Consider the following 15,596-nt stretch of genomic DNA (forward strand, 5'->3'; position numbering starts at 1 on the left):
CGACGCGCGAACCGCCGCCACGATCGCCAACGCCTTCGCCGACGCCTACCGGGCGACGCGCGCGGAACAGGAGGCGGGCGCGAAGGACGAGCGCGTGACCCAGATCGCGGCGCAGATCGCGCAGGCCGAGCGCGAGGCCGACGAGGCCGGACGGGCGCTGCAGTCCTTTGCCGAGCAGACCGCCTTGTCGCTGCCGGCCGCGGGCGCGGTCTCGGCGACCGACCAGCAGCTGCGCGACCTTCTCGCCCAGCTCGCGGTGCGCCAGGGCGTGCGGCGCGAGAAGGAACTGCGCGTCGAACGGCTGCGCCAGGCGGCCGAGCGCGGCACCGTTCCCCTGGCCGGCGACCTCGACGGGGCGGGCGAGGCCCAGCGCCTGGTGGACGCCGAGCTCATGGCCCGCCGCGACCTCACCCTCCTGCGCACGAGCCTCGGCCCCCTTCATCCGCGCTACGAGAAGGCGCAAGCCGCCCTGAAGGCTCTCGAGACCGACCGCGCCCGCGCCGTGACGGACGCGCTGGCGCTGGCGCAGAGCGATCTCCTCAGCACCCAGATCGGCGAGCGCTCGCTCCTGTCCGACATCACGCGCATGCAGGGCCTCGCGGTCGGCGAGGGTCCGGGACATCAGGAGGCGCTTCGGCTCCAGGCACGCTGGCAGTCCGCCGTCGCCAGCCTCGACCAGCTGCGCGCCCAGCTCCAGCAGACGCGGGCGGCGGGCCGGTCGGGTCCGGTCGGCGCCGTCGTCGTCAGCCCGGCCGAGGCGCTGGAGCGCTCCCTGCCGCAACGCCTCGTGACCGCGCTCCTGATCGGCCTGTTCGGCGGGGCCGCCTCGGGCCTGGCGCTCGTCTATGCGCGCGAGGCGCGAGACACGGGATATGCCGAGGTCGCGCCGGCCGAGCGCGGCCTCGGCATGGCCTGCGTCGGGCTTCTTCCGGGACGGGCGCATTCCGCCATCCCGAAGGAGCGCGAGCTGCGCGACATCGCCCTGCGCGGGCTGATCAACCGCTTCGGCCTGTCGGACACGGCGGCCGGCCGCCGCTTCATCGTGTTCGGCGCGGCGCTGCCCGGCGAGGTCGCGACGGGCCTCGTGCGCGAGCTCGCGCTGATCCTGACCGAGGCGGGGCGCCGCGTCGTGCTCGTGGAGCCCACGGCCACGCCCGCCGGGGCCGCCGCCTCCCCGGCCGACGCGCCGCCCAAGGGCATGATCGCGACGACGATCGCGCGCACGGTCGGCGAGGAGGCGGCCGAGGCGGAAGCGGGCGGGCATGTGGTGCCCTCGTTCGAGGAGCCCGCGCAGCTTCTCGACTGGCTCGATACGAATGCGGGCCCCTGCGACGTCGTTCTGGTGCAGGCGCCGGCGATCCTCACCGATCCGCGCGCCGCGATCCTCGCGCGGGCCGCCGACGTCTTCGTGCTGACGCTCGCCTGGCATCGCACGCCGCGCGCCGCGCTCGCCCTCGCCGTGCGGCAGCTGGCCGCCCTGCCCCGACCCGCCGCCGCGCTCGCCTTCGTGTTCACGCAGGTCGACCTGAAGCGCCACGACGCCTTCGGGCCGCGCGACAGCCTCTACTTCCAGAACCGGCTCCTGTCGCGCCGCGCCAGGGGCTCGGCGCGGGCCATGGCGGGAGACTGCGTGTGACGAGCGCCTTCGAGGCGCCGGAGCCGACTGCCGCCTCCTGGACCTCCTGGTCCGGGGCGGGTGCCGCCTCGTGGCGCGACCGCTACTTCGCGGCCCTTCTTCTCGCCATCGCCGGCTATGCGACGCTCGGCAAGGGCTTCGCCTATGCAGGCATCCCGCCCCTGTTTCCGGCCGAGATGCTCCTGGGCGTCGGGCTCGCGACGCTTGCGTGGCCCCGGCCCGGCACGCTGCCCCTGTTCAGCCTGCCCATGGCGCTGATGCTGGCCGGCATCATCTGGACGGTGCTTCGGACGCTGCCCTTCCTGTCGCTCTACGGGATCGACGCGCTGCGCGACAGCGTCATCCTCGTCTACGGCTTGTTCGCGATCGTCACCGCCAATCTCCTCCTCGAGCGTCCGAGACGGATCGGAAACGCCGTGCGGTGGATCGGGACCTTCGTCTTCTTCTACGCCCTGGTGATCGTCCCGATCTACGCGTTCGAGACGGCGATCGGCGAGGGCATGCCGGTCTGGCCGCTGTCGGGGGCGCCGATCCTTCTGGTGCGCGGGGGCGAGATCGGCGTGCACCTGTGCGCGGCGGTGGTCTTCGCGCTTCTCGGCTTCCGGCGTTTTCACCCGGTCTGGATCGCGCTCCTGGCGGCGGACGTCGCCTTCGTCGCCTCGCTCAGCCGTGGCGGCCTCGTCTCGATCGTGCTGCCCGCGCTCGCGGCGGTGGCCCTGTCGGGTCGCGTGCGCCCCCTCGTCAACGCGGCGCTCGTGATCCTCCCCGTTCTGGCCCTTCTTTATGCGACCGGCGCCGAGATCGCCCTGCCCGGCATCAAGCGCTCGGTCGATGTCGGGCAGCTCGTCGACAACGTCGTCAGCATCGCCGGGTCGTCGGGCGACAGCGGGCTCGACGACACGAAGGCCTGGCGCCTCGCCTGGTGGGACAAGATCTTCGGCTACACCCTGCACGGCGACTATTTCTGGACCGGCAAGGGTTTCGGCATCAACCTCGCGCTGGACGACGGGTTCACGACGTTCGTGGCCGACGGCCCCCTGCTGCGCAGTCCGCACAACGGCAACATGACCATTCTGGCGCGCGCGGGCGTGCCGGGACTGGCGATCTGGGTCGCGATCCTCGTCTCGTGGTTCGCGACCATGCTGTGGTACGTCGTGAAGGCCAGGCGGGCGAGCGACCGCGACTGGTCGCACTGGTTCATCTTCCTGTTCGCCTACCTCCTGTCGGCCTATATCGACGCGAGCTTCGACGTGGCGCTCGAGGGGCCGCTGGTCGGCGTCGTGTTCTGGGTCCTGTTCGGGGCGGGGATCGGCAGCGCGATGGTCTACGACCGGCTGGCGCCGTCATGATTTCCGGGCCGGCCGCGGCCGTCCTGGCGCTGCGCCCGCGCTGGCTGCGCTGGCCGCGCGCGACCTGGGTCCTGGCGGACCAGGCCGTCCTCAGCCTCGGCACCTTTCTTCTCAGCGTGGCGCTCGCGCGCAGCCTGTCCCTGGAGACCTTCGGCACCTACGCGCTCTTCGTCAGCGCCCTGCCGCTGGCGCAGACCTTCGGCAACGCGGTGATCTTCTACCCCCTGTCGGTGCGAGCCACCGTCCTGCCGGAGCCCGAGCGACGCCGCCTGATCCGCGCCACCTTCAAGCTGACGCTCCTCGCCGGCGCGCCGCTCGCCCTTCTCTTCGGAATCGTGAACCGATGCTTCGTCGATCCGGCGCTCCTCCTGCCTTCGGCCTGCCTTCTCCTGTCGAGCCAGATCCAGGAATGCACCCGGCGGGGGCTTCTGTGCGCCTTCCGGCACCGCGCGGCGATCATGGGGGACGCGGTGAGCTATCTCGGCCAGGTGCTCCTGGTCGTGGCGCTCGCGCGCGTCGCGGCGCTGGATCTGGCCGTCGCCCTCTATGCCGCCGCCGCGACCTCGGTCGTCGGCGCCCTTCTCCAGTCCGTCCAGATCGGCCTCTGGCGGCGGGACCCCGGCCCGGTCTGGCCGGTCCGCGCCACCTTGCGCGACTACTGGACGCTCGGTCGCTGGTCGCTCGGATCGAACGCCCTTCTGGCGCTGCGCGGAGGCGTCCTGCCCTGGCTCCTCGCCTCGTTCCACGGGCCGGTCGCAGCGGGAACCTTCCAGCTCGCCGTCAATGTCGTCAACGTCGCGAACCCGGTGGTGATCGGCATCGCCAACGTCATCCCGCAGGCGGCGGCGCGCGGCCGGAGCGGGGGCGCGCGCGCCGCGCTACGCCTGTCGCTTCCCTATATCGCGACGGGCCTTCCCATCGTCGGCCTCCTGTCGCTCGGCATGATCCTAGCGCCCGAGCGGATTCTCGATCTCGTCTACGCCCGCAGCTTCGCCGATCCGGTCCTGTTCGAGGCCGTGCGCATCATGGCGGTGGGCGCCGTGTTCGGCTTCCTCGCGGCCGGTGCCGGGGCCCATCTCTACGGCTCCGGCGACGGTCGGATCGCCTTTGCGGGCGATGCCGCGACCGGCCTTGCGGTGCTGGCCGCCGCGGTTCCGCTGGTGGGCGCCCTCGGCCTCCTCGGCGCCTGCGTCGCGGCGGCGCTCAGCCTCGTCGCCCGCACCGCCTGGATGACCGCCGTCGTCGCCCGCCGTCTCGCGCAGGAGCGCGACCGTCCGGCCCCGTCGTCCCCCACCATCGCGGCGATGGACCGGTTCTGACGGCGCCTCGCGTTCTGGAACTTGCGGACGCGCGAAAGCCCCGCCCGGGAGGGCGGGGCTCGAGAGGAGGCGGGCCGGGGTCGGCCTATTCGGCGGCCTGCGCCAGCGGCTGGTCCTCGAACCGCTGGAAGGGGCGACGGTCGGCCGGTCCCGTCGACGCGGCCAGTATGGGCCGCGGCGCGGGCGAGGCGAAGCGGCCGACGCCGCGATACGCGAAGCCGAGCCGCAGGAGACAGCGGGCGTCGAGCATGTTGCGCAGGTCGACCACGACCGGCGTTCGCATCGCAAGGCGCGCCTCGGCCCAGTCGATCGCGAGAAACTCGGCCCATTCCGTCGCGACCACCGCCGCGTCGGCGCCCACAAGTGCTTCCGTGACGCTTCCCGCGAGCTCGATGGCGGGGCACTCGCGCCGCGCCTGCGCGCCGGCCACCGGGTCGAAGGCGACGACGCGGGCGCCAGCACGCGTCATCGCGAGCGCCACCGCCAGCGCCGGGGCCTCGCGCACGTCGTCGGTCCCGGCCTTGAAGGCGAGGCCCAGGAGAGCGACGCGCCGTCCCTCCAGCGAACCGCCGAGCGCCTCGGCGACCTTGCGCGCCATGGCGCGCTTGTGCCGCTCGTTGGCCTCGATCACCGCCGCGGCGATCCCCGCGCCGTCCTCGCCGCCCGCCGCAAAGCGCGTGAGGGCCGCCAGGTCCTTGGGAAAGCAGGATCCGCCGAAGCCCGGTCCCGCCTTCAGGAAGGCCGGGCCGATGCGCCGGTCGGCGCCCACCGCTTCGGCCAGCGCCGAGACGTCCGCGCCCACGCTCTCGCACAGGCGCGCGAACTCGTTCAAAAGCCCGATCCGCGTGGCCAGGAAGACGTTCGCCGCGTATTTGATCATCTCCGCCGTTTCCAGCGTGTCGATCTCGATCAGCCGGGTGCCGCGCTCGGTCAGGGGGCGGTAGACCTCGCGCATCGCGGCGGCGGCATCCGCGTCCTCGCACCCCACCACGATGCGGTCCGGGCGGAGGAAGTCGTCCACCGCGCAGCCCTCGCGCAGGAACTCGGGGTTCGACACGACCGCGAAGCGCCCCTCCTCCAGCCGCGCGCCGACCATCGCCTGGAGCCAGCGGCAGGTGCCGACCGGAACCGTGGACTTCACGACGAGCGTCAGCCGTCCTTCGGGAGACTGCGCCGCGCGAAGGCGGACGGCCTCGTCCACGGCGGCAAAGAAGCCGCGCAGGTCGGCCGAGCCGTCGGGCGCGGACGGCGTGCCGACGGCGACCACCAGCACGAGGTCCCGCGGTCGCAGCGCCGCGCCGAGGTCGCCGGTGAAGCCGAGGCGTCCCTCATCGAGATTGCGGCGCACCAGGGGCTCGAGGCCCGGCTCGAAGATCGGCGGCTCGCCGCGCCGAAGCCGTTCGACCTTGGCCGGATCGACGTCGACGCAGACCACCGCGTGGCCGAGTTCGGCCAGGCACGTGCCGGTGACGAGGCCCACATAGCCGGTTCCCAGAATGCAGATGTTCGACATGGGAGGGTGCTTCCTGTGCTGAACGGCGATGGAAGGCGCGGTGCGCGCGAGGGCGGCGGTCAGCGCGCGCCGCGCGCCAGGAGGACGGCCGGCAGCGTGTGGACCAGGATGTAGAGGTCGAGCCAGACCGACCAGTTGCGGATGTAGAAGACGTCGAGGCGGCGCTGCGCCTCGAGGTCGGAGTCGCTGCGGGCGCTGATCTGCCAGTAGCCGGACAGACCCGGCATCACGCTCGCGCGCAGGTCACGAAAGCCCGCCTCGAAGGCTTCGAGGTGGTAGAACGGAAAGGGGCGCGGCCCCACCAGGCTCATGTCGCCCCGGACGACGTTCAGGAGTTGCGGCAGCTCGTCGATGCTGCTGCGGCGCAGGAGCGACCCGATCAGCGGCAGGATGCGCGGGTCGGAGCGCAGCTTGAAGGAGCGCGCCCATTGCGCGGCCGCCTCCGGGTTCTCCGCCAGGTGGCGCTCGAGGCGCGCCTCGGCGTCGCGGTACATGCTGCGCAGCTTGAGGACGCGGATCGTACGCCCCCGGTGGCCCTGGCGCGGCTGGGCGTAGAACGGGTTGCCGGGATCGACCGCCACCACCGCGAGCGCCGCGAGAAGCACGAGCGGCGCGGCGAGGCAGAGGAGCGGCAGGGCGAGCGCGAGGTCGAACACGCGCTTCAGCCGGAGGTTGCCGGGCAGGAGCAGGCCGTGGCGCAGCTCGAAGCCGACGGCACTTCCCACCGCGCGCGGCTGCATCCAGAGCGTCTGGAGCGAGCCGGCGTCACGAAGGACGAGGACGCTCGGCACCGGCAGGTCGGCCGCGATCCGCCAGTCCCGCTCGCCGTCGCCCGTGGACAGGAGGATCACGCAGGCCACCGGCTCGCCCGCCCGGGCCAGCTCGGCGAACCCCTCGCCGAGCGCCGCGCCGATCGAGGGCGCGGCGTCCATCGCGACCTGGAGCGCCGGCCGTAGGCCGAGCCGGGGCTCGGCCTCGAGCCTGGCGGCGAGCGGCCCGACCGCGCCGGCCGGCCCGACCAGCGCCACGGGCTCGCGCCAGAGATCGAGGCGGATCAGCGCCTCCTGCACCAGACCCCGGGCGAGAAGCCCGAGAACGGTCATGAGCCCGAACACCAGAAGCCACGACGCAAGAAGGGCCGGCGCCGCCAGATGGGCCGCAAGCGCGAAGGCCGCCATGCTCGACAGGAGGGCGCAGGCCAGGACATGGTCGCGGAACTGCTCGATCGGCCCGCGCCGACCGACCGCGTAGAAGCCCATCGCCTTGTGAAGCGCGACGAGCAGCGCGCCCCAGGCCAGCGCCAGCATCAGCCAGTCGCCGGGCGAGCCGGCGCCGGGACCAAGGCCAGTCGACCGCAGGATGGCCGCAAGAAGCGCGATCGCGAGCGTGGCCGCCGCGACGTCCGCCGCGACCAGCGCGCCGGTGCGGATCGCCCGCCGCGCGCTTGCGCCCGGCCCGGCCCGCTCGGCCGTGAGAAAGCTCGCATCCGACATGACGAAAAACCCCGCGCCTCGCCGCCAAGGGGACCGTCAGCGCGCCGGGGCGGCAGCGGCGGCGGCCTGTGGGCGGAGCGGCCGGGCGGCGCGCGCGCCGACCTCTTCGTCGATCCACCGGTAGGTCGGCACGATCCCCTCGCGCAGGTGGATGCCGGGCTCCCAGCCGAGCACCTGCCGCAGGAGGCTGTTGTCGCTGTTGCGCCCGCGCACGCCTTGCGGCTTGGCGAGGTCGTGCCGCTTGACGAGCGTCTTGCCGGCGGCCTCGCAGACGATGTCGACGAGCTCGTCGATCGTCACGAGCTCGTCCGTTCCGAGGTTCAGCGGCGCGCGGTGGTCGGAGCGCATGAGGCGCACGAGGCCCTCGACGCAATCGTCGATATACATGAAGGAGCGGGTCTGCTGCCCGTCGCCCCAGATGTCGATCGCGCCGCCCGGCTCGGCCATGGCGACCTTGCGCGAGATCGCGGCCGGCGCCTTCTCGCGCCCGCCGTCATAGGTGCCGAGCGGGCCGTAGACGTTGTGGAAGCGCACGATGCGCGTTTCCATGCCGAAATCCTCGCGCACGTACTGGCAGAACTTCTCGGCATAGAGCTTCTCCAGCCCGTAGCCCTCCTCGGGCTGGGCGGGAAAGGCGTCGTCCTCCTTAAGGGGCCGCACGTCGGCGTCGCGCTGGAGGTGCTGGGGATAGACGCAGGCGGACGAGGAATAAAGGAAGCGCACGACGCCCGCCCGCCGCGCGGCCTCGACCATGTGGAGGTCCATCAGCGTGTTGTTGAGCGTGATCTCGGCATGGGACTGGCTGATGTAGCCGATCCCGCCCATGTCGGCGGCGAGATGATAGACCTGGTCCATCCCCTCGACCGCCGCGGCGCAGTTGGCGGGATCGCGCAGGTCGACCTGCAGGAACTCGTCGGCGGCCGTCGCCTCGTATTCGGGGCGCTTGATGTCGGCGCCGCGCACGTGGTGCCCCTCCGCCTTGAGGCGCGTGGCGAGATGGTGGCCGATGAAGCCGCCCGCGCCGGTGACGAGGATGCGCAGAGACGTCGATGAGCGTGTCGGCATGGGTCCGGGCCTTCCTTTGTGGGAACGGCGTCATCTTGAGAAGCGGCGTCCGGCGAAGTCACCTTTCGCAATCGGAGTACCCTCATTCTCGCTGCCGCGCGGAAAAGGTGTTCCCGATCCGCATCACCCCACCCCCTCGCTCGGGAAATTCGCGCTTGATCCCGATCAAACCTGCGGGGTCCCGCAGGCGACCGCGCGGGCCGGAGCCCGGCGTCGCGGCTTCTGAAAAGACTGCCGCCACCGCATGTTACGCCGATCAATCATGCAGTTGATCTCAATCAAAAACATTCCAAAAACGAATTAATCAGTCAATTTTACTTAAATAGATGCCCATCTTTGCCCGATTTTCGAAAATCTAAGGGGGGTGCCTCAAACGGAGCACTCATTTTGGCAGTTACCAAAGCAGACACGTTCGGTCAGACGGACCATGCCATGCCTTCAGGCGCGATCGTCCTGACGCCGAATTCCGACGTCCAGTCCATCGTCTCGGGATCGCCCAACGGCTCGACCTTCTGGTTCGAGGCGGGCACCTACCACCTCGGCAGCCCGATCGTCCCCAAGGACGGCCAGACCTTCATCGGCGCCAAGGGCGCCGTCCTGGACGGCGGCACGGTCCTGAAGGACTTCACGCAGGAGGGGTCGCATTTCGTGGCCTCGAACCAGACGCAGGAAGGGGAACGTTACGCGACCGACCAGGGCGCTCCCGGCGCCGAGCGCGCCGGATACCCCGAGACGGTCTTCGTCGACGGCAAGCCGCTGACCCCGGTCGACAACATGGCGGATCTCAAGTCCGGCCATTTCTTCTTCGACTACGGGGCGGACAAGATCTACCTCGCCGACGACCCGAACGGCCACGTCGTCGAGGCCGGCCGCAGCCCGGCCGCGTTCCAGTCCAACGCCAGCAACGTGACGGTCTCGAACTTCGTCGTCGAGCACTTCAACTCGCCCACGCAGTACGGCGCGATCCGGGGCGACGGGCCGGGCTGGACGGTCGAGAACAACGAGGTGCGCTTCAACTACGGCGTCGGCATCACGGTGCGCAACGACGGCGTGATCTCGGGCAACAACTCGCACGACAACGGCCAGATGGGCGTCGGCGCGACCGGCACGCACATCACCGTCGAGCATAACGAGCTCGGCCACAACGGCTACTGGTCCGGCATCAACCCGAACTGGGAAGGCGGCGGCTCGAAGTTCGGGGCGGCGACCGACCTCGTGGTGCGCGACAACTACTCCCACGACAACCACGGCTACGGCCTGTGGACCGACGAGAGCAGCAAGAACGTCGACTACGAGGGCAACCTCGTGGTGAACAACGACGGCGGCGGCATCAGCCACGAAATCTCCTACGACGCCACGATCCGCGACAACACGCTGGTCGGCAACGGGAGCGCGCATGTCGGCGACTGGCTCTGGGGCGCCCAGATCCAGGTCCAGAACTCGCAGAACGTCGAGGTCTCGGGGAACCGCGTCGACATGTCGGGCGGCGTGAACGGCATCGCCCTGATCCAGCAGGATCGCGGCGACGGCCCGCTCGGGAACCACCTGACGACCGGCAACAACGTCCACGACAACCTCGTCGTCTCGCAGTCGGGCGAGGGCCTGAACGGGGGCGTGGCGGACTACCAGGAGAGCACCCTTCTGAACAACAACAGCTTCGCGAACAACACCTACGAGATGTCCGACGGCAGCCACTGGCGCTGGGGCAGCAACATCAACGATTCCAACTGGGATTCCTTCGTCGCCGCGTCCGGCCAGGAGCACGGCTCGACGCTCGCCGCGCCGACGACCGACACCTCCGCCTGGCTGGGCGCGGCGCCGGCCGCTTCCGCGCCCGAGGCCACCCCTCCCGTGACCGGCGGCGAGACCCCGCCGCCCGCCGACACCCCGCCGGCCGATCCGGCGCATCCCGTCACCCCGGCGGACCCGGCCGCCCCGGTCACCCCGGCGGACCCGAGCGCGCCGGCGACCCCGACGACGCCCGCAACGCCGGCGCCGACCACGCCGGACGCCCCGGCCACCCCGGCCGACGGCATGGGTGCGGGCCAGCCCGCGACGGGCGGAACCGCCTCCGACACGTTCCACTTCGGAACGCACTGGGGCGCGGACCGGGGAGCGAACCTGTCGTTCCTGCCCGACCAGCACGACATGTCGTTCCTGTCGCAGGGCCATCTCGCATTCGCCCAGGATGCGTCGGGAGCCGCGTCGGCGGCCACGCCGGCGCCCCACGAGATGACGATCGAGAACCTGTCCCTGTCGCCGCTGCACTCGGACTTCTTCCTGCTCGGCTGACGTCGGGTCCGTCCCGCTGACGGCCCGGTCGGGGTTCCGCCCTTCTCCAAAGGGCGGGCCTCGACCGGGCTACCGCCTTGGGGACGTCGCTTGATTGATCCAAGGCAAGGACAAGGGCGGCTCCCGGTCGATCCTCGGAGCAGGATCCGTGTCCGAGGAGCGACGAGCCGTGAACCTTTTCGTACCCTTCGCCCGCCCCTTGCCGCCCCCAGCCCCGCAAGCCGGACGCCCCGTCGCGCGGGCGGCGCAGGCCCTGGCGCGCTGCCTCTTCGAGGACATCCTGCCGCTCTGGGCGGTGGTCGGCCTCGACCATGCGCAGGGCGGATTCGCCGAGACCATCGAACCGGACGGCCGGGCCGGGACGGGACCGCGCAGGGTGCGGGTCAGCGCGCGGCAGGTCTATGCCTTCGCGGTCGCCGAGGAACTGGGCTGGAGCCGCATGGCGGCCCGTGCCTGCGTGCGGCACGGCTACCGGTTCCTGTGCGGCCACACGTCGGCCCACGGCTTCCTGTTCCACTCGCTGGAGAGCAACGGCTCGCTGCGCGACGGGGGGCACGAGCTCTATGACCAGGCCTTCCTGCTTCTGGCCTATGCCCATGCCCACCGGCTTCTGGGCGGCGGCGAGGCGTGCGCCCGGGCGCACGAGCTCCTGCGCCAGATCCTGGCCCGTTTCCCGGCCGGCGGCGGGGCGTTCGCGACGCGGCTCGACGCGGGCGGACCGATCCTCGCCAACCCGCACATGCACCTTCTCGAGGCGGCCCTCGCCTGGATCGAGATCGACGACGCCCCGCAATGGCACGCCCTGGCGAACCGCATCGTCCACCTCTTCTCGACATGCTTCTATGATCGCCGACACGGCGCCGTCCTGGAAGCGTTCGACCTGGCCGGCAAGCCGCTCGCCGAGGGCGGGCGGTACCGCGTCGAGCCGGGCCACAACTTCGAGTGGGCCTGGCTCCTGATGCGCTGGGAGCGCCTGGCCGGCGGCGAGGCGGGCGACCTGCCCCATACGCTGATCCGGTTCGCCGAGACGCACGGCGTCGACCCCGTCCGGCGCGTCGCCGTGAACGCGGTCTGGCACGACGGCTCGAGCGCCGACGCGCGCGCCCGCCTCTGGCCCCAGACGGAGCGTCTCAAGGCCTGGCTCGCCCTCGCCGAGGAAAGCCGCGCCGGCGCGGTCGAGGAAGCCGAGCGCAAGGCGGCCGAGGCGGCCGAGACGCTGCTTCTCTATCTCCGGCCGTCGACGGCGGGCCTTTGGCACGACGTCATGGAGCCCGCCGGCAGCTTCGCAGCCGAGCCCGCGCCCGCGAGTTCCCTCTACCATATCGCCTGCGCGATCCGCAAAATCCTCGCCTATGCCGGCAGCGAGGGCGAGGCCGCCCGCCGCCTTCCGGCGCCCCGCCTCGAACGCGAGGCGCAGACGGCGCACTGAGCGGCGCCGCCCGGGCCGTCCCTTCAGGCGCTCTCGTGAGGGCCGGCATGCGCGTTGGCCCGCGCCAGGGCGAGAAAGGTTTCCGCGTCGCGCACGACCACCGATCCGCGCTGCGTGGCGACGAGACCGAGATCGCGCAGGCCGCGCAGGATGCGGTTCACATGGACATGCGTCAGGCCCGCGGCGTCGGCGAGGTGGCTCTGGGTCAGCGGCAGCCGGATGGCGCCGCCCGTGCCCTTGTAGGCCACGATGCGCGCCACGAGATCGCCGAGGACCTCGATCACCCGCACCCGGGCGTCGCGCCGCTCCAGCATGCCCACCCGGTCGCGCAGCCCCGCGCATTCCCGCTCCGCCGCCTCCCACAGGACGACCTGCCCCGCGCCCCCTTGCAGGAACAGGATCTGCAGGTGGCTGATGAGAATGCGCTCCACCACGACCGGCGTGACCGCCGCCACGACGTGGTCGGCCGGCGCCCTGGGAAACGGGTTGGGATTGCAGATGTCGCCGGGCAGCAGGAAGCCGAGGATGTGGCGGCTGCCGTCCGAGTTCTCGCGGTGCCGGATCGCCAGCCCGTCGCGGATCGAGATGACGTATTTCGGCTCGGCGTTCATGGCGATGATCTCGCTGCCCGCCGGAACGTTGGCGACCGTGCCGTGCAGGCTGACCGCCGCCGCCTCGTCCGCGTCGTATCGCTGACGGATCGCGTCGGCGAGGGTCGGGCGGGCGGGAAGGCGCGGCGCGTGGTTCACCGGTGCCGGCATCAAGGACATCGCCTCCCTGCGCGAAGAGGGACCGAACACGACCATGTCCCCGCGGGACCCCTTTCACCCCATGGCCGGTCCATGCCCGGCGGCGCCCGGCGGCAGGTTCGCCCGCGACCGGACTCATCCCTTTCTTCATCTATCTTCTTTTTGCTCTCGGGCAATTATCCGTGCTGGGTAGTAAAGCGCCGCGCACGTCAACATCCAATCGGAACCGGCCGGTCGGATGCCCTTTCGATCTGAGAAGGTTACTGCTTCTGCCACCGCGCATACTTGATCGCCGTCAAGGACCGCAGGCCCCGCTTCCTGCGACCAACCTCCTTGTCGCTCGCCACCGGGGCGGGTCTTCATGGAGATCAGCGGTGAACGAACCCCTTTCCCCCGCGGCGGCGCGCGAGCGCGCTCCCGGCTCCCTTCCCGTTCTCGTCACCGGCGGCGCGGGGTTCCTGGGCTCGCATCTGTGCGAGGAGCTGCTGCGGCGCGGCCACTTTGTCCTGTGCCTGGACAACCTCCTGACCGGCAGCCTCGGCAATGTCGAGCATCTCCTTGGAAACGAGCGGTTCCGCTTCCTGCGGCACGACGTGACCGAGCCGCTCTCGCTCCGCGTGTCGGCGATCTACAACCTGGCCTGCGCGGCCTCGCCGCCGCAGTACCAGCGCGATCCACTCCACACGATCAAGACGAGCGTCCTGGGCGCGCTGAACCTTCTGGCGCTCGCGCAGGAGAACGACGCCCCGATCTTCCACGCCTCGACGTCCGAGATCTACGGCGACCCGGCCGTCCACCCCCAGACGGAAGCCTATTGGGGCCACGCCAACAGCTGGGGGCCGCGCGCCTGCTACGACGAGGGCAAGCGCTGCGCCGAGACCCTGTTCTACGAGCACATCCGCCAGAACGGCGTCGACGCGCGGCTCGCCCGGATCTTCAACACCTACGGGCCGCGCATGAGCCCCGCCGACGGGCGGGTCGTCTCGAACTTCGTCGTCCAGGCGCTCACCAACGCCGACATCACCCTTTACGGCGACGGCTCGCAGACCCGCTCCTTCTGCTTCGTCTCCGATCTCGTGGAGGGCTTCCTGCGCCTCATGGCGCTGGACCGGGCGCCGGCCGGTCCGGTCAATCTCGGCAACCCGATGGAGATCACGGTCGGAGAGCTCGCCGAGCGCGTCGTCGCCATGACGGGATCGCGCGCGCGCATCGTCTACCGTCCCCTGCCGCAGGACGACCCCCGTCAGCGCTGCCCCGACATCACGCAGGCCGGCTCGCTTCTGGGCTGGCGGCCGACGGTCACGCTGGATGAGGGCCTTGCCCTGACGATCCGGCATTTCGACGCGCGTCTGTCGGCGCCGGACCTCCTCATGGCGGCCGAGTAAGGACGGTCCAGCCGGAGCGGCCTCGCTCCGGCTTCCCCGGTCAGGCGAGGCCGTCCCGCGCCGCCTGGGGTTCGAGCGCGCGGCGCAGCCAGCCCCGGCCGGCCCGCTTGCCGAAGCGCAGCCAGCGCTGCGCCGCCCAGTCGGCCCGCGTCTGCGTGGCCAAGGCCCGCATCCGCAATCCCCGGCGCCAGGCCAGCCGGTCGCAGGCCGCCTTGGCGGGGTCGGCATAGAAGCGGTCGACGCGCGCGGCCGGGATCGCCCCCTCGGCCAGCCAGCGGGGCGCATGAACCTCGCAGAGCCGCTCGACGTCGGTCATCACCTTCATCGTGCCGAGCCCGGTCGCGGGACAGGCCGGACGGAAGGCGTCGCCGATCGCGACGACGCCCGGCACGCGCGGGCGGCACTCGTCCTCGAGGTCGGTGGAGCGGACGCGCACCGGCGAAACGATCTCGACGTCGCCCGTGAGGTTGCGCAGGTGCGGAAACACGCGGGCGAGCGTCTCGGCGGGCTGCGCCCGGAAGGCGGCGATCAGGGGGTCGCGCATGTCGTGGTAGACGAAGAGGTTCGCCCGCATGACGCTTCCGAGGCGGAACAGCGACAGGTATCCGACCCCCACGGAGTGGCGCTCGGGGTTGTTCTGGAGGGCCGGGAACAGGAAGCCGCCGGGCTCGCGCGACGCCATGTCGAAGCCGATCGTGATGGAATGCCCCCGGTGGCTCACCCGCCGGCGGGCGCCGAGCGCGGTCCGCAGCGGCTGGCTGAGGCCCGTCGCGAGCACCGTGAGGCGCGCGTCGAGGCTCGAGCCGTCCGAAAGACGAAGGCTCTGCCCACGATCATCCGCCGCGATGTCGACGACACGCGCCGCCCTGCGCGCAACCGACGGCGGCAGGGCGGCGCGATAGGCCGTGACGAGCCCCTCGTAGCGGAACGAGCACTGGCGGAAGGGCATGACGTCGAGAAGCCGGCCGAACCGCGCGACCCACAGGTGGTCGAGCTGCGTCGCGGTGGCAAGGAGTGGGCCGGCAAGACCCAGGCGGGCGAGCCGGTCGAGATGCCCGGGCTCCATCTTCTCGCACCGGAAGTCGGCGGGAACGTCGTCGTTCGGGTCGATCAGCACGACCTCGTAGCCGCGCCGCGCCAGGAGCGAGGCCGACAGGCATCCGGCCAGGCCACCGCCCACGAGCGCCACGTCGAACATGTTCGTTTCTTCCCCCATCGGACCCCGCGGCATCCTGCGTCAGGGGACGCGCCTTGGCAGCACCGATCGGGGAGTACTCCCGAGGAGCATGAGCGGCTCGGCCTTGCGCCGGATTGCGATCCCGCCAAGGGAGCTTCCGACTGACCGCATCGAAGCATCGATTCGAAC

11 protein-coding genes are annotated in these 15,596 nt (G+C 71.5%); 6 read left to right on the forward strand and 5 right to left on the reverse strand.

What is annotated here, in order from left to right; all coding sequences use genetic code 11:
- From AUL35_RS22535 to AUL35_RS07025, 3 genes are all read left to right on the forward strand, one after another.
- On the forward strand, window positions 1-1,636 hold a 1,636-nt coding region (locus tag AUL35_RS22535), incomplete at its 5' end, for a hypothetical protein (protein ID WP_062013442.1).
- A complete protein-coding gene (locus tag AUL35_RS07020) occupies window positions 1,633-2,985 on the forward strand; it encodes an O-antigen ligase (protein WP_062013444.1) in 1,353 nt (450 codons plus the stop codon). The genes AUL35_RS22535 and AUL35_RS07020, both read left to right, overlap by 4 nt.
- Window positions 2,982-4,304 carry a lipopolysaccharide biosynthesis protein gene (locus AUL35_RS07025; protein ID WP_062013446.1) on the forward strand — a complete coding sequence of 441 codons (1,323 nt, stop codon included), beginning with the start codon at window positions 2,982-2,984 and terminating at the stop codon, window positions 4,302-4,304. The genes AUL35_RS07020 and AUL35_RS07025 overlap by 4 nt, the downstream gene beginning before the upstream one ends.
- Before the next feature lie 85 nt (window positions 4,305-4,389).
- Here AUL35_RS07025 and AUL35_RS07030 read toward each other — a convergent pair whose 3' ends face one another.
- From AUL35_RS07030 to AUL35_RS07040, 3 genes are read right to left on the reverse strand one after another with little or no spacing between them, the layout of a single operon-like run.
- The gene (locus AUL35_RS07030; RefSeq protein WP_082666171.1) at window positions 4,390-5,817 is read right to left on the reverse strand and encodes a UDP-glucose/GDP-mannose dehydrogenase family protein; all 1,428 of its coding nucleotides are present in this window, start codon (window positions 5,815-5,817) and stop codon (window positions 4,390-4,392) included.
- Window positions 5,818-5,876: 59 nt separating this feature from the next.
- Window positions 5,877-7,310, reverse strand: coding sequence for a sugar transferase (locus AUL35_RS07035; RefSeq protein ID WP_062013448.1), 1,434 nt, complete (start codon window positions 7,308-7,310; stop codon window positions 5,877-5,879).
- A gap of 36 nt (window positions 7,311-7,346) precedes the next feature.
- Window positions 7,347-8,375 (reverse strand): NAD-dependent epimerase/dehydratase family protein, encoded by a 1,029-nt coding sequence (locus AUL35_RS07040; protein WP_062013449.1) that lies wholly within the window; start codon window positions 8,373-8,375, stop codon window positions 7,347-7,349.
- Between the two features lie 432 nt (window positions 8,376-8,807).
- On the opposite strand from AUL35_RS07040, the gene AUL35_RS07045 reads away from it, so the two are divergent.
- Both AUL35_RS07045 and AUL35_RS07050 read left to right on the forward strand, forming a co-directional pair.
- Window positions 8,808-10,667 carry a right-handed parallel beta-helix repeat-containing protein gene (locus tag AUL35_RS07045; RefSeq protein WP_062013451.1) on the forward strand — a complete coding sequence of 620 codons (1,860 nt, stop codon included), beginning with the start codon at window positions 8,808-8,810 and terminating at the stop codon, window positions 10,665-10,667.
- 169 nt (window positions 10,668-10,836) lie between these two features.
- Window positions 10,837-12,096 carry an AGE family epimerase/isomerase gene (locus AUL35_RS07050; RefSeq protein WP_192847060.1) on the forward strand — a complete coding sequence of 420 codons (1,260 nt, stop codon included), beginning with the start codon at window positions 10,837-10,839 and terminating at the stop codon, window positions 12,094-12,096.
- Between the two features lie 23 nt (window positions 12,097-12,119).
- Here AUL35_RS07050 and AUL35_RS07055 read toward each other — a convergent pair whose 3' ends face one another.
- Window positions 12,120-12,866 carry a Crp/Fnr family transcriptional regulator gene (locus tag AUL35_RS07055; RefSeq protein ID WP_192847061.1) on the reverse strand — a complete coding sequence of 249 codons (747 nt, stop codon included), beginning with the start codon at window positions 12,864-12,866 and terminating at the stop codon, window positions 12,120-12,122.
- 353 nt (window positions 12,867-13,219) lie between these two features.
- Here AUL35_RS07055 and AUL35_RS07060 point away from each other — a divergent pair, with 353 nt between their 5' ends.
- Complete coding sequence (locus AUL35_RS07060) at window positions 13,220-14,230, forward strand: UDP-glucuronic acid decarboxylase family protein (protein WP_062013456.1); 1,011 nt, start codon at window positions 13,220-13,222, stop codon at window positions 14,228-14,230.
- A 40-nt stretch (window positions 14,231-14,270) separates the two neighbouring features.
- On the opposite strand, the gene AUL35_RS07065 is transcribed toward AUL35_RS07060, so the two are convergent.
- Entirely contained in the window at window positions 14,271-15,428 is a 1,158-nt protein-coding gene (locus tag AUL35_RS07065; RefSeq protein WP_192847062.1) for an NAD(P)/FAD-dependent oxidoreductase, read from the reverse strand.
- Between the last annotated feature and the right edge of the window lie 168 nt (window positions 15,429-15,596).

Source organism: Aureimonas sp. AU4 (assembly GCF_001463765.1).
Classification (GTDB): Bacteria; Pseudomonadota; Alphaproteobacteria; order Rhizobiales; family Rhizobiaceae; genus Aureimonas.

Excerpts from the sequence above, each read along its gene's own strand:
- AUL35_RS07030 (WP_082666171.1), bottom strand. The coding sequence starts at position 5,817 with ATGTCGAACATCTGCATTCTGGGAACCGGCTATGTGGGCCTCGTCACC.
- AUL35_RS07035 (WP_062013448.1), bottom strand. The coding sequence starts at position 7,310 with ATGTCGGATGCGAGCTTTCTCACGGCCGAGCGGGCCGGGCCGGGCGCA.
- AUL35_RS07040 (WP_062013449.1), bottom strand. The coding sequence starts at position 8,375 with ATGCCGACACGCTCATCGACGTCTCTGCGCATCCTCGTCACCGGCGCG.
- AUL35_RS07025 (WP_062013446.1), top strand. The coding sequence starts at position 2,982 with ATGATTTCCGGGCCGGCCGCGGCCGTCCTGGCGCTGCGCCCGCGCTGG.
- AUL35_RS07065 (WP_192847062.1), bottom strand. The coding sequence starts at position 15,428 with ATGTTCGACGTGGCGCTCGTGGGCGGTGGCCTGGCCGGATGCCTGTCG.
- AUL35_RS07055 (WP_192847061.1), bottom strand. The coding sequence starts at position 12,866 with ATGTCCTTGATGCCGGCACCGGTGAACCACGCGCCGCGCCTTCCCGCC.
- AUL35_RS07045 (WP_062013451.1), top strand. The coding sequence starts at position 8,808 with ATGCCTTCAGGCGCGATCGTCCTGACGCCGAATTCCGACGTCCAGTCC.